The organism is Oceanotoga sp., assembly GCF_030445905.1.
Lineage (GTDB): Bacteria > Thermotogota > Thermotogae > Petrotogales > Petrotogaceae > Oceanotoga > Oceanotoga teriensis.
On sequence record NZ_JASUSU010000007.1, the window covers coordinates 1 to 13,177 of the forward strand.

Here is a 13,177-nt window from a genome sequence, read left to right on the forward strand (position 1 = left end):
TCCTTTTTTCCAATCAAATTTATTTACTGCTTTTATCAGTCCTATATTTCCTTCTTGAATTAAATCTAAAAAACTCAATCCTCTTCCCGTATATCTTTTTGCTATACTTATTACAAGTCTTAAATTTGCTTTTATCAATTCATCTCTTGCTCTTTGATCACCTTTTTGTGCTCTCATTGCTATTAATCTCTCTCTTTTTGGTGTCAAAAGTCCAATTTTACCTATTTCTTTTAAATATATTTTTATGGGATCATTTAAAGATATATTATCAAACATTTGAAAATCTGTAGCATTAAAAATTTCATATAATTCTTCACTATCTGCTTGTTCTTCTTCATCATCTTCTTGCGTATCATCTATTATTTCAATACCTTCTTTTTCTAAAGCAAGATATATTCTTTCTATAAAATCAGAATCTATAAGATCAGCCATTTGTTGAGGTATAGCTTTATCTATCATTTCATATGTTAATGTATAATTATTATCAATCCCCATTTTTCTTAGGTCTAATACCATTTTTTCTAGTTTTTTTCTATATTTTGTTTTGTCCCTTTTTATTTTTACTTTATCATCATCTATTATTTCTAAGTTTCCTAAATCTTTTATTGCATCACTTACCTGAACTTTTGACGCCTTATCTTTTCCCATTTAAATATTCCCTCCATGCTTTTTTAATTTAGAATATAATTTTATTATGTCTTTTGTAATATTTGCTCTAATATATGGTTCTTCAGTATTTTTTAATTCATCTTTTAATGATTCAATTTTTTTCAAAATATTTATTCTATCTATTGATTTCATAAGTTTTGAATAAATTCTCTCTGGCTCAAATATATAATCAACTTTCCATATTTCAGATATTATTTGAGAAAGCTCTTCAGATGAATCCTCTATTATTTGAGAAAGTTCTTTTCCTTCTTTTAAAGAAGTTATAAATTCTCTTAATGGATTTTCTGGTAGTATATCTTCTTGTACGCTTTCTATCTTTTTTCTATACTCTGGAAATTTTAGCCATAAATATATAAAAGACTTACCTAAATCATATCTTATTTCTTTTTCGGTAATTTGAGTTTTTTGTTTACTTTCATTTATTTTTATATTATTGATTTTTAAATTTTTTGATAATTCTATAAGAACTTTTTTTACAAAATCTTTTTCTCTATCTATTTTTTCTGATATTTTCTCCGAAAAAACTTCCATTATTTCAAATCTATTTGATTGTTGAATTTTTTTATACCAAATAGCCATTTCTTTGAGATATTCTTCTACAGCAAATTCGTTTTTTAAATCATAATCTTTAGCTTTTACATCTACTATATATTCATGAAATTTATACGATTTTTTTAGAATCTCAGCTATATACTTTTTATCATGTTTTTTTGTTAATTCATCTGGATCTTTTGCATCATAATTTGCAACAGCAACTTGAAAACCTTTTTCAAAGAGTAAATCTATAGATGAAATTGTTGCTTTTTCTCCAGCTTTATCCATATCAAACATAGTTATTATTTTATTTGTAGATTTAAACAATTCAAAAGCATGATCTTTTGTTAAATTAGAGCCCAGAACGGCTACTATATTTTTAAAGCCTATTTTATACATGGATATTGCATCGAAATATCCCTCGGTAATTATTGCAAAATCATTTTTTTGTATTATACTTTTTGTTTTATGATACATATACAATATTTTTGATTTTTTAAAATATTTATTTTCTTGACTATTTATATATTTAGGTGAGTTAACATTTTCTATAAGCCTTCCAGCAAAACCAACTAAACTTGAGTTATTATCTCTTATTGGAATTATTAATCTACCATTAAAAAAATCTCTGTCATTTTTTATTAATCCTGAATTTACTGCTATTTCTTTTTCTATCAAGGTATCTTCTAAAACTTTTTCAATTTCTTCACCCGTAGAATATCCAAATTCAAATTCTTCTGCAGTATCTTTATTTATATTTCTATTTTTCAGAAATTCCCAAACTTTATGATATGAAGGAAGATTTAATAATCTATCTATATAAAATTTATTTAAAGATTCATTCAATTCAATCTCTTTTGGCTTTTTATGCGATTTTAAATCAAGATTAACTCCAGCCATATCAGCACACTTTTTTAATGCATCCATAAAAGATTTATTTTCATATTCTTTTATAAAAGTTATAGCATCTCCATGAGCACCACAACCAAAACAATGATATGTTTGTGTTTCAGGAAAAATATAAAAAGATGGTGTATCTTCAGCATGAAAAGGACATAAAGCTGTATAGTTTTTACCAGCTCTTTTAATACTTATATAGCTTGATATTATATCTTCTATTTTTAGTATATTTTTTATTTCTTCAGCCTTTAACTTCAAATCTTCATAAGCCATATTTTATTTCTCCTTCTCTGACTAAAAAAGAACGGCTCTTTGTGAGCCGTTCTGGACATTTTTGTATATAAAAATATTATCTCTTTGAGAATTGTGCTCTCTTTCTTGCCTTTCTGAGACCAACTTTCTTTCTTTCTACAACTCTTGGATCTCTTGTAAGCATTCCCATTTTCTTTAGTTCTGTTCTCAAATCATTATCATATTCTAATAATGCTCTTGCAACACCAAGTCTAACTGCTCCAGCTTGTCCACTTAATCCTCCACCATGAACTCTAACAACAAAATCAAACTTGTTTTCCAATCCTACAACTGTTATAGGATCTATAGCATGTTTTTCCCAAACTGCATTCTTAAAATAATCTACAAATTTATCATAATCTTTTCCATTTATTTTTATTTTACCTGTACCTGGTCTTAAATGTACTCTTGCAACTGCGGTTTTTCTTCTACCAGTACCGTAGTAATCAATAAATTCAGCCATACTTAACCCTCCTTATTTAAGATCTAATAATTCTGGATTTTGAGCTGAATGTGGATGCTCTGTACCAGCATAGATCTTTAATTTTTTTAACATTTGTTTAGCAAGTAAATTTTTTGGAAGCATACCTTTAACTGCATGTTCCAAAACTCTTTCAGGATGTTTTTCCAACATTTCTTTAACGGATGTTGTTTTTAAACCTCCTGGGTAACCTGTATGGCGGTAGTATTCTTTCTGTTCCATCTTTTTACCTGTTAAATTTATCTTTTCTGCATTTATAACAACAACAAAATCTCCAGTATCTATACTTGGAGTATATATAGGTTTATTTTTTCCTTGTAATACTTTTGCAATTTGAGATGCTAATCTTCCCAATGTTTTTCCTTCTGCATCTACAAGATACCATTTTCTATCGATATCTTCTTTCTTTGCATGAAATGATTTTTGTGTCATTTTGGAATTCATTTTCCATCCTCCTTTCGTTATTTAACTCACTTTAATTCTTTTGTTTAATAAATGAGCAATAATCGAGTCTATAAAAAATTTTATTAAATTAAAGATAACCGTTAAAACAAAAAACTGAAACATATTTATAGGTAATGTATTTATAAATTCTGATGTTTTCATATTTGTATAAACAGGAATTGAAATAAAATAGTTCATAAAAAATAGTACAAATCCAACTATTAGACTATCTATAAAATATAATATCCATCTGTTTATTTTATCTTTGAATAAATTTAAAATACCTATAAAAACAAAACCAGATATAAAATTCATCAATATTCCTATAAGTCCTCCATCTCCACTTTTAAATATAAACAAAAAACTTTTTACTATAAGTGTTAAAAGAGATGGAACAAATCCATAAACTAAATTAGTGAATATTATCAATGAATCTGATGGATCAAATTTTAAAAATCCAACTACTGGAAAAATAGGAAATTCAATGAAAGTCAGTAAAAATGAAATAGCACCTATTATACCAGCTATTGCAATTTTTCTACTGCTGTTCATATCATATTACCTCTTAATTCTCAGCGTATACATTAGCATACTTTCTGTTGTTTTTAGTTTCAAATCTAACAATACCATCTGTTTTAGCAAATAATGTAAAATCTCTTCCTAAGCCCACATTCTTTCCTGGGTGAATTTTTGTACCTCTTTGTCTTAGAATAATTGATCCTGCTGGCACTCTAGAACCTTCTCCAGCTTTTACTCCAAGATACTTTGGATTACTATCCTTTTTGTTCCAATCGGAACCACGCTTTTTAGCCATTCTTCATTTCACCTCAACTTTCACGTAATCAGGATAATTTTTTTCAATTCCTTTAATCGTTTCTATTAAATATTTGACCAATTTATTTGAAAAGTCATTTTTTTCTAAAAGATCTATCTTTAAATAACCTTCAGAAATTTTAAATGAAGCTAACTTTTCTTTACTTAATACATTAGCAACAAATTGAGTCAAAGTACTGACAGCACTGCAAACTATATCTTTTTTATATAAATCATTTGATGCATGACCTTTTATAAGAATATAATTTTTTTCAAATAAAACTTTTATCATTACGCTTCAATAGTTTTTATTTTTAATTCAGTATAAAGCTGTCTATGTCCTTTTCTCTTTCTGAAGTTTTTTCTTCCTTTAAACTTTAGAATCTTTATTTTTCTATCTTTTCCATGTTCAACAACTTCAGCTGTAACCTTTCCACCTTCTATGAAAGGTTTACCAACCTTTGTTTCTGCATCATTCTTGAAGAATATTACTTTGTCAAAAACGAATTCTGATCCGGCTTCAACTCCATTAACCTTTTCAGTAATCAATGTTTGACCTTCTTCTACTTTATACTGCTTTCCACCAAAGTCAATAATTGCGTACATAAAGTCACCTCCTGTATTGGAATAATTATTATGGCCCAAGGTACTCAATCTTTGTTGAGCTTTGATACCAGGATCCATTTACGTATTTTATCATCATTTGAAAGAATTTTTATGAAAGTATTGTTAATTTTTTATAAGCAATAGTATTGATCTACAAGTTTTATTTTCTTGTTTTCTATCATTTTGTCAAAATAAGGTTTTAATTTAAATTCATTGACAAAATCCTTATGTATGCCTTTTAATATTCCACCATATTCTTTTATCTTTTTTAAATTATAATATAAAATTTTTTCAGGTTCTTCCCTTGAAAAAGCCGTCACTTCCATAGTATAATCTTTTAAAAATTTATAAAAATTCTTGGCAAATTCTTTATCTTCTTTAATTCTTTTAAATAACTCTTCATCTTCTATAAATTCATACTCTACATCTGTAAAACAATAATAATCAATTATTCCAATTTCATATTGGAATTTGTCTATTGCAAGAAAATCTCCTTGCTTATAAACATAAGATAAAAAAATTTTATCTTTATAATAAGTTATTCCACCAACTATTCCTTTTTTTATCAAATAAATCCCATTTAATTTTGAACCAAAACTTTTCAAATTCATAAAATTCATATTTTATCACCCTCTGAGATCATTTTATTGTTTATATATCTCATAGAGTAATCTACCCAATTGTTTATACCGTTGAATCTCAAAAATTCCCAATTTTTCTTTAAATATTTATTTATTTTATCAATATTTTCTATTTTTATAGCTGACATATAAACAAGATATAAAACAAGAGCTCTATCATTTATTGTAATAGCTATGTCTATTAATTCATCAAAAAATACTTCTAATTCAGATTGTTCAACTTCATATTTATTTAAACCTTTTTTAAAATAATTTATCAATTTTGATATATTGAGTTCTAAAATAAAATTTTTCAATAATTTTTTATATTCTTCAAAACTTTCTGGTAAATCTATTTGTTCTTCTTTATCAAAAAAGAAATTAAAATTATCAAAAAATTCTTTTAATTCATCATTTTCTTCAATATCAAAATATTCTTCATCATTATTACTAGAAAAAAGTTCCAATTTATAATTTATTATTTTATTAGGATCCGCATAGCTCTTTTCTATGGGAAAATACATTAAATTATTTGTTATTTTTGAAATTTCTTGAATAAAATTTTTTATTATAGAATCATCTATATCATTAAAATCATCAAATTCTTCTATTTTAATATTCGACAAAGACTTCAAACCCTTTGCAATAGGTAATTGCAATATATAAGAAACAATAGAAATAAAAGTACCCTCTAAATACTCCTTATTACCATCTGTTAATCTACCTTCTCTTATATAAAATATTTTTTTTGGTATTTCTCCTTCTTTTATAAAATATTTTCCTTTTTTTAACTGTATCATAGTTAAAGCCCCTTTTCACTTATAAACTCTATTATTAAAGATGCTTGATCAGGATATAAATATTTTATTTCATCTGATATATTCAAAAGTTTTTTCTTGATTTCATCTGTAATACTTATATTTTCTAAATAATTTCTTAGATTGTATCCATTTTGTATAAATGAATAAGGATCTTTCATAAAATCTACGAGATTGATATTTTTCCATTCATTTATTCTATTAACTACATCTGGATATATATATTCTAATTGTGAATTTGCTTCTTTTAATTTTTCATTCAAATCATCTGTAGAGTATTTTAATTTTGAAAATTTTAAATATTCTATAACATCCATTCCCTTTGAAACAAAAGTTATAGGGTCTTCAAAAAAATCCAGTTTTTGTTCATCATCATATGCATTCATATATTTTGGAACTTTCAAATTATAACCCGAATATATAAAGTTTTTTACTATATTTCCAGCTACAGGAACAGCCGATGTTGAAGATAATAAATCTACACCATCTACTCTAACTACTATACTTTTGTTTCCAGTATATCCTGAAAACCATGTCGATAACTCAGGAGTTCCCGTTTTTCCATGAAGATCTATTCCTTCTATATTTATTCTCTTTGCAGATCCTCTTTCTACAACTTGTCTCAATAGATTATTCATAGAAGAATAAGTCTTTATAGATATTTCATCTATTTTTTTATCTATCTCAGGATATTTTTTGTATATTAAATTACCTTTTCTATCATATATTTCTGATATTGTATATATTTTTGGTATTAATCCATAGTTTGGAAATATTGTAAAAGCTTTTATTAATTCAAAAGGATTTGTTTCAACAGTTCCCAATGCAAGTGTTAAATCTTCTGGATACATGCCTTTAAGTCCTATATCAGATTCTAAAAAATTCTTTATTTTTTCTATTGAATCTGTTGGTGATTTTTCAATATGAGTTGCTAAATATATAGACGGTATATTTATAGATTTAACTATGGCATCTTCAAGACTTATTTCACCTCTAAAATTTTTGTCATAATTATTTGGTCTCCATCCTCCAAAATCCATAGGTTCATCGGGAAGTATAGTATCGAATGTATAGCCTTTATCTAATGCTAATGCATAATAAAAAGGTTTTATCACAGAACCAATTTGTTTATTAGAAATGAATATCGAGTATTCTCCACCCCAAAAAGATTCAACAGATCCGGTCTTATTATTTATAACTATTGAAGATTCAGAAGCATTTAATGTAAAAGAATCATATAAATCTCTATTAAAAGTTGTTTTTATTTTATAACCTCCACCTTTTAAGTTTAATGCTTCTTCTTCTTTTTTTACTTGATAAATAAAATCTAAATAATCCTCTTTATAATCTAATTTATATATTTGTATATCATTAACCATTTTTTCTATGTTTGATTTATCAAACTTTATCAATTCATTTCCATGAATGGAATTTAAAAGAATTGAAGCTTGATTTTTAGCTCTATCTGGATATTTATACGGATTATATAATTCTGGTCCATTAATTATTCCAACTAACATAGACATTTCATTATAGTCTAAATCATTTAAATCTTTTTTGAAATATCTCTCTGAAGCCGCCCCAAATCCAGAAATATCATTTCCAAGATAAACACTATTCATATAAGCCTCTAATATTTCATCTTTTGTATAAGATCTTTCCAAGAAAAATGCCAGCATCATATCCATAACTTTTCTCATAATAGTTTTTTCATTGGTCAAATATAAAGTTTTCGCGAGTTGTTGACTCAAAGTTGATCCACCTTGAGAAAAAGATCTATTTTTAATATTTATAAGAGTAGCTCTGAACAGAGCCTTTATATTAACTCCATAATGCTCATAAAAATCCCTATCTTCAGACCATAAAAGCATATATATTAATTCTTCTGGAATATCTTCTAAATTAACATATTTGTATTTTGTTGGGAGAATACTTTCACCATCTTCGAACAAATATGTATTATAATTTGAATTGACAAAAAATATGGATGATGTATTTTTATAAAAATTACTTGTATGTATAAATAAAAATATAAAGAAAAATATTCCTATAAAAAATCCTATTAAATAACTTTTCAACTTTATTCCTCCAATTATTAATTTTTCAAAACAAATTATATCATATAGTTCTTAAAATTTTTTTATATTTAATAATTTGATGAAATTAATTTAGTATAATTATAAAGCTTAAGTTTTTAAAATAAAACTAAAAAAACATAATAATATTATTATGATATGATAAAATGGAAGGAGTATATTTTTTATGAAATATATGTTAAAATTAAAAAAATATGGGAATTTAGCTTTCACTTCACATAGAGACTTCATAAGCATCATAGAATATACCTTGAGAAGAGCTAAATGTCCTCTTGAATTTTCTAAAGGATTTAGTCCAAAACCAATTTTTTCTTATACTTCAGCTTTACCTTTGGGATATATCAACAGAGAACTTTATATAATAGTAAATACAAAAAAAAGCTTTAATTTTGAAATTTTGAATTCTTGTTCTCCAAAAGGTCTTAAATTAATAGAATTTCAAGAAAAAAATGATGATTTTAATATCAATGAAGAAATAGATAAATTTAAATTTAGAATATATATATCTGAAAATATATATGAAAACTTTAAAAATATGGATTTAATTCAAAAGGGACAAAATTTTTACAATAAAAATGAAATTTTTGAAGACTTGAAATGTTATAATAATAATAATAAAATATACATATTAGAATTTTTTCAAAATACAAAAAATATTTTTAATTTTTATAAAATAATAAATAAAATGAACTTAAAGAATTTTATTTATTATCCTTACTGTATTGAAACCGTCTGGAGGGGTTAATATGAAAAAAATTATTGTTGTCGATGATTCTGAAGTATTGAGAAAGATAATAACTTTTAATCTTAAAACATCTGGTTATGATGTGATAGAAGCATCTAATGGAAAAGAAGGCTTAGAAAAAATTTTATCAGAAAAACCTGATCTCGTATGCCTTGATATTATGATGCCCATAATGGATGGCTTTACAGTATTAAAAGAACTTAAAGGTATAGATATAAAAATTCCGATCATAGTATTAACTGCTAAAGGTGGAGAATCTGATGAAGAAACAGCCTTATCACTTGGTGCAAAAAAAGTATTAACAAAACCGTTCAGTCCAAAATCTTTAATAGATACGGTAAATGAATTAGTGGGTGAATGATATGTTTGATGCAAAGTCTCTCTATTCAAAATTAAATAATGCTTTAAAAATATACACAGATGAAGAAGAAAATGTGAATGTACTATATGAAAGAATTAATTTTTTAACAGATAAACATCTTTCAGAGTTAAATAATTATAAAATACAAATAGAAGAAAATACTATGATTCTTCAAGCTCAATTTGAAGAAATTTCTAAATTATATGAAGAATTGACTACCGTTTTAGAAATTTCTAAGCTAATTTTTTCGACTAAAGATCCAAGACTGTCTATAGAACAAATAGTAAAAAGACTTAAAGATACTGTAGATTTTAAAAATGTTATAGTTGGAGAATTTGTAGACTTTGAAACTCAAAATGTAAATTTTAACCCTTTATATTTGGAATTAAGAGATATGAACTTTGAAAATATAGAACCAATTCTTTATCTTTTAAAAAAAATAGACTCTCCAAAAACAATTTTAAGAGAAAAGGACTCTGTTAATCATACTGAAAGTTCTTTTTTATTAATTCCTATAAAATCAAAACTAAAAATATGGGGTTTTATTTTATTATATGGAAAAACAGATAATTCGATTTTTCTTGCTTCAGACAAAAAAATAATGGAATCTGTTTGTGAGCAACTCGCTTTTGGATTCGATACTATAAATTATTTAAATGAAAAAATTAAACAACAAAAATTTGATGAGCAATTAAAAATAGCAAAAGAAATTCAAAATTCTTTATTGCCAAAAAAAATACCTAATATTTTAAATTGTCAAATATCAGCTTTTTACAGATCTGCTTATGATGTTGGTGGAGATTATTATGATGTCATAAAAATAAATGATAATGAAGTTTTAGGTTTATTGGCAGATGTATCTGGAAAAGGAGTACCAGCAGCATTGATAATGAGTTCTATGAGAGCAGTTGTCAGAAGTAGAATCGAAGCTGGAGATAGTATTGATTCTCTTGTAAAATACGTAAATAATTATTTGGAAAAGAATATACCTGATGATAGATTTGTAACAGCTATTTTTATTCTATTGAATTCAAAAGAAAAAAATGTTAAAATCGTAAATGTGGGACATAATAATTGTCCTATTTATCTTGATTCTAATGAGTATACTTCAGTAGCAACAGGTCTTCCTTTGGGTATATTTGAAGATATAGACTTCAAAATAGAAAAATATTCTTACAAATCTGAATTTCTATTCATATCTTATACTGATGGAATAACAGAAGCAAGAAATGAAGAAAAAGAAGAATATGGAACAAAAAGACTGGAAAATTTAATAAAACCGATAATAAACGAAAACACAAATGTAATAGTTAACCGTATAATTGATTCGGTGGACAATTTTGTGAAAAGTGCTCCTCAACATGATGATACCACAATTTTAGTGATGAAAGGTTTTTAGGAGGGATAATATATGTCAGGGCATAATAAGTGGGCTAATATTAAACATAGAAAAGGTGCTCAAGATGCGAAAAGATCTAAAGCTTTTACTAAGATCATAAGAGAAATAACTATAGCCGCAAGAGATGGCGGTGGAGATGCTGATGCTAATCCAAGATTAAGATCTGCAGTAGATAAAGCTAAAGCGGCAAACATGCCAAAAGATAAGATTGAAACAGCTATTAAAAAAGGTACAGGAGAACTTGAAGGTGAAGAACTAACAGAATTATTATATGAAGGTTATGGTCCAGCAGGCGTTGCTTTGTTAATATCTGTTGTTACAGATAATAAAAATAGATCTGCTCAAGAAATAAGACATCTTCTATCAAAAGGTAATGGTTCTTTAGCTGAAGCTGGAGCGGTTTCTTGGAATTTTGAAAGAAAAGGTTTGATAAAAGTTCCTAAAGAAGAGGTTTCTGATATGGAAGAATTTATGATGCAAGCTATTGAAGCTGGCGCTGAAGATATAACTGAAGATACAGACCCTATAGAAATAACTGTTGAACCAGATTTAACTTCAGACGTAAGAGAAGCTTTAAAAGCAGATGGTTATTCGATAGAAGATGAATTAACCTATAATCCAAAAACAACAGTAAACATTTCAGGCAATGATGCTGAAAAATTATTGAAACTTTTGGATAACTTAGAAGATAATGATGATGTTCAGCAAGTATTTGGAAATTACGATATTGATGATGCTGAACTCGAAGAATTATCAAAAAAATTAGGTTAAAAATACCTTTTATATAAAATGGGGACTCTGATCCCCATTTTAATTTATATTGGGGGATATTATGAAAAAATGTATGATATTAATTTTTATTATTATAAATACCTTTGTTTTCACAAGTACTTTTAAACTAACAAATGATTATGGAAAATATTTAAATAATAGAATGGATTTTGATATAGAATTTGAAGACCTATATGATACATCTTTAAACTATAATTTTAAATTAAAAGAAAGAGAATTTGAAACATCCAATCTTATAGATATTTTTAATTATTTTGATTTTTCTCAACCAGGATTTAAAATTCATTATAGATTTATAGATGACAAAAAAGATATTTTTTATGTCAAAAATTCTTTTGACTCTTTTCATATGATAATAGATGATTATATAATATTAAATATGAAAGATCTATACTTTGGTATTTATTTTAATAAAGAATATTTCAGTACTTCTTTTTGGTTTAAAGTCAATGACTTTTATGACTCAGCATATGCTTTAACATTAAAAAACAAAGATTTATTTGGTATATCTTTAAATTTTCAAAATCATGATATAAAACCCTATTTATTTTTTAAAAATATATATTTAAATTTTGAAAATTTCAATTTAAATGAGATAATTATAATGGAAAAAGAATTTAATATATATTATAATATAAAAACAGGAAATTTAAATATTAATTCATTTTACTTCGAAAAACATGAAGATAATTTTATAATAAGATTTCCAATAAACAAAAATATTTTTTTAAGTTATTCAAATGATGGGATAGGCATTTCAATAAGTATCCAAATATAATGGAGGTGTTTTTATGGGCGATAGTATCCTTTATTCTTCACCATATAATGATGATGATTATGAAAAATTTTTAAAGGACCTTATTAAAAGATTTGAAATGGATTTAACCGGCTATAAACAACATAGAGTGAGAAGAAGAATTGATATGCTCATGAGAAAACATGATTATAAATCTTATAGCGAATATTTTAATGATTTGAAAAGTTCAGATATATTATGGGATGAATTCTTGGACAAACTTACCATCAATGTTACAGAATTTTTTAGAAATCCCGAAAAATGGGATTATCTAAAGAAAGATCTGCTTCCAAAATTATACAAAGAAGCTAATAATTCTTTAAAAATTTGGAGTGCAGGATGTTCAACTGGTGAAGAACCTTATACCTTATCAATAATATTGAACGAATCTAATATGTCAAGAAATTCAAAAGTAATAGCGGCTGATTTAGATAAATTCGTTTTAAAAAGAGCTCAAGAAGGTATATATGATGAAAGAAGCCTTGTAAATGTTGATAATTCGATAAAAACAAAATATTTTACAAAACTTCAAAATAATAAATATCAAGTTTCTCCAAAATTAAAATCCCTTATAAATTTTAAAAGAATTAATTTATTAACAGACAAATTTGATACAAATCATGATTTAATAATTTGTAGAAATGTTGTTATTTATTTTGATAATCCAGCAAAAGAAGCACTTTATAAAAAATTTGCGGATGCTTTAAAACCTGGAGGCGTTTTATTCGTTGGATCTACAGAAAGAATTTTTAATTATAGAGAAATAGGATTAAAAACAATAGCGCCTTTCTTCTATCAAAAGGAAAATTAAA

Annotated in this window: 17 protein-coding genes; 6 read left to right on the plus strand and 11 right to left on the minus strand. The window is 25.6% G+C overall.

Going from position 1 to position 13,177, the window contains the following annotated elements; all coding sequences use genetic code 11:
- The 11 genes from PWP28_RS03090 to PWP28_RS03140 form a co-directional block, all read right to left on the minus strand.
- Positions 1-648 (minus strand): sigma-70 family RNA polymerase sigma factor (locus PWP28_RS03090; protein WP_308644244.1); only part of this gene is annotated, 648 nt, incomplete at its 3' end.
- Positions 649-2,376 carry a DNA primase gene (gene dnaG / locus PWP28_RS03095; RefSeq protein WP_308644245.1) on the minus strand — a complete coding sequence of 576 codons (1,728 nt, stop codon included), beginning with the start codon at positions 2,374-2,376 and terminating at the stop codon, positions 649-651. It abuts the gene before it with no gap.
- Between the two features lie 76 nt (positions 2,377-2,452).
- Positions 2,453-2,857 carry a 30S ribosomal protein S9 gene (gene rpsI / locus PWP28_RS03100; RefSeq protein WP_109605173.1) on the minus strand — a complete coding sequence of 135 codons (405 nt, stop codon included), beginning with the start codon at positions 2,855-2,857 and terminating at the stop codon, positions 2,453-2,455.
- A 12-nt stretch (positions 2,858-2,869) separates the two neighbouring features.
- A complete protein-coding gene (gene rplM / locus PWP28_RS03105) occupies positions 2,870-3,319 on the minus strand; it encodes a 50S ribosomal protein L13 (RefSeq protein ID WP_109605172.1) in 450 nt (149 codons plus the stop codon).
- Positions 3,320-3,340: 21 nt separating this feature from the next.
- Positions 3,341-3,871 (minus strand): ECF transporter S component, encoded by a 531-nt coding sequence (locus PWP28_RS03110; protein ID WP_109605171.1) that lies wholly within the window; start codon positions 3,869-3,871, stop codon positions 3,341-3,343.
- Positions 3,872-3,884: 13 nt separating this feature from the next.
- Positions 3,885-4,133: a 50S ribosomal protein L27 gene (gene rpmA / locus PWP28_RS03115; RefSeq protein WP_109605170.1), complete on the minus strand. Its 249-nt coding sequence runs from the start codon at positions 4,131-4,133 to the stop codon at positions 3,885-3,887.
- 3 nt (positions 4,134-4,136) lie between these two features.
- Positions 4,137-4,424: a ribosomal-processing cysteine protease Prp gene (locus PWP28_RS03120; RefSeq protein ID WP_109605169.1), complete on the minus strand. Its 288-nt coding sequence runs from the start codon at positions 4,422-4,424 to the stop codon at positions 4,137-4,139.
- Positions 4,424-4,738: a 50S ribosomal protein L21 gene (gene rplU, locus PWP28_RS03125; protein ID WP_109605168.1), complete on the minus strand. Its 315-nt coding sequence runs from the start codon at positions 4,736-4,738 to the stop codon at positions 4,424-4,426. Before rplU ends, PWP28_RS03120 begins: the two co-directional genes overlap by 1 nt.
- Positions 4,739-4,869: 131 nt before the next feature.
- Complete coding sequence (locus PWP28_RS03130) at positions 4,870-5,358, minus strand: hypothetical protein (RefSeq protein ID WP_109605167.1); 489 nt, start codon at positions 5,356-5,358, stop codon at positions 4,870-4,872.
- Positions 5,355-6,158 (minus strand): hypothetical protein, encoded by an 804-nt coding sequence (locus PWP28_RS03135; RefSeq protein WP_109605166.1) that lies wholly within the window; start codon positions 6,156-6,158, stop codon positions 5,355-5,357. The genes PWP28_RS03130 and PWP28_RS03135 overlap by 4 nt, the downstream gene beginning before the upstream one ends.
- Before the next feature lie 2 nt (positions 6,159-6,160).
- Positions 6,161-8,254 carry a transglycosylase domain-containing protein gene (locus PWP28_RS03140; protein WP_109605165.1) on the minus strand — a complete coding sequence of 698 codons (2,094 nt, stop codon included), beginning with the start codon at positions 8,252-8,254 and terminating at the stop codon, positions 6,161-6,163.
- 184 nt (positions 8,255-8,438) lie between these two features.
- Here PWP28_RS03140 and PWP28_RS03145 point away from each other — a divergent pair, with 184 nt between their 5' ends.
- The 6 genes from PWP28_RS03145 (at position 8,439) to PWP28_RS03170 (ending at position 13,176) form a co-directional block, all read left to right on the plus strand.
- A complete protein-coding gene (locus PWP28_RS03145; RefSeq protein WP_109605164.1) occupies positions 8,439-9,017 on the plus strand; it encodes a TIGR03936 family radical SAM-associated protein in 579 nt (192 codons plus the stop codon).
- 1 nt (position 9,018) lies between these two features.
- Positions 9,019-9,378 carry a response regulator transcription factor gene (locus PWP28_RS03150; protein WP_109605163.1) on the plus strand — a complete coding sequence of 120 codons (360 nt, stop codon included), beginning with the start codon at positions 9,019-9,021 and terminating at the stop codon, positions 9,376-9,378.
- Position 9,379: 1 nt separating this feature from the next.
- Positions 9,380-10,777, plus strand: a complete 1,398-nt coding sequence (locus tag PWP28_RS03155; protein WP_109605162.1) for a PP2C family protein-serine/threonine phosphatase — start codon at positions 9,380-9,382, stop codon at positions 10,775-10,777.
- Between the two features lie 12 nt (positions 10,778-10,789).
- Positions 10,790-11,548 (plus strand): YebC/PmpR family DNA-binding transcriptional regulator, encoded by a 759-nt coding sequence (locus PWP28_RS03160; protein ID WP_109605161.1) that lies wholly within the window; start codon positions 10,790-10,792, stop codon positions 11,546-11,548.
- A 61-nt stretch (positions 11,549-11,609) separates the two neighbouring features.
- Positions 11,610-12,347, plus strand: a complete 738-nt coding sequence (locus tag PWP28_RS03165) for a hypothetical protein (RefSeq protein ID WP_109605160.1) — start codon at positions 11,610-11,612, stop codon at positions 12,345-12,347.
- Positions 12,348-12,360: 13 nt separating this feature from the next.
- Complete coding sequence (locus PWP28_RS03170) at positions 12,361-13,176, plus strand: protein-glutamate O-methyltransferase CheR (RefSeq protein ID WP_109605159.1); 816 nt, start codon at positions 12,361-12,363, stop codon at positions 13,174-13,176.
- Position 13,177 lies beyond the last annotated feature (1 nt).

Bases quoted from the DNA above. Each gene is read 5' to 3' on its own strand.
- dnaG (WP_308644245.1), bottom strand. From the start codon at position 2,376: ATGGCTTATGAAGATTTGAAGTTAAAGGCTGAAGAAATAAAAAATATA.
- rpsI (WP_109605173.1), bottom strand. From the start codon at position 2,857: ATGGCTGAATTTATTGATTACTACGGTACTGGTAGAAGAAAAACCGCA.
- rplM (WP_109605172.1), bottom strand. From the start codon at position 3,319: ATGAATTCCAAAATGACACAAAAATCATTTCATGCAAAGAAAGAAGAT.
- PWP28_RS03110 (WP_109605171.1), bottom strand. From the start codon at position 3,871: ATGAACAGCAGTAGAAAAATTGCAATAGCTGGTATAATAGGTGCTATT.
- rpmA (WP_109605170.1), bottom strand. From the start codon at position 4,133: ATGGCTAAAAAGCGTGGTTCCGATTGGAACAAAAAGGATAGTAATCCA.
- PWP28_RS03120 (WP_109605169.1), bottom strand. From the start codon at position 4,424: ATGATAAAAGTTTTATTTGAAAAAAATTATATTCTTATAAAAGGTCAT.
- rplU (WP_109605168.1), bottom strand. From the start codon at position 4,738: ATGTACGCAATTATTGACTTTGGTGGAAAGCAGTATAAAGTAGAAGAA.
- PWP28_RS03130 (WP_109605167.1), bottom strand. From the start codon at position 5,358: ATGAATTTTATGAATTTGAAAAGTTTTGGTTCAAAATTAAATGGGATT.
- PWP28_RS03135 (WP_109605166.1), bottom strand. From the start codon at position 6,158: ATGATACAGTTAAAAAAAGGAAAATATTTTATAAAAGAAGGAGAAATA.
- PWP28_RS03145 (WP_109605164.1), top strand. From the start codon at position 8,439: ATGAAATATATGTTAAAATTAAAAAAATATGGGAATTTAGCTTTCACT.
- PWP28_RS03150 (WP_109605163.1), top strand. From the start codon at position 9,019: ATGAAAAAAATTATTGTTGTCGATGATTCTGAAGTATTGAGAAAGATA.
- PWP28_RS03155 (WP_109605162.1), top strand. From the start codon at position 9,380: ATGTTTGATGCAAAGTCTCTCTATTCAAAATTAAATAATGCTTTAAAA.
- PWP28_RS03160 (WP_109605161.1), top strand. From the start codon at position 10,790: ATGTCAGGGCATAATAAGTGGGCTAATATTAAACATAGAAAAGGTGCT.
- PWP28_RS03165 (WP_109605160.1), top strand. From the start codon at position 11,610: ATGAAAAAATGTATGATATTAATTTTTATTATTATAAATACCTTTGTT.
- PWP28_RS03170 (WP_109605159.1), top strand. From the start codon at position 12,361: ATGGGCGATAGTATCCTTTATTCTTCACCATATAATGATGATGATTAT.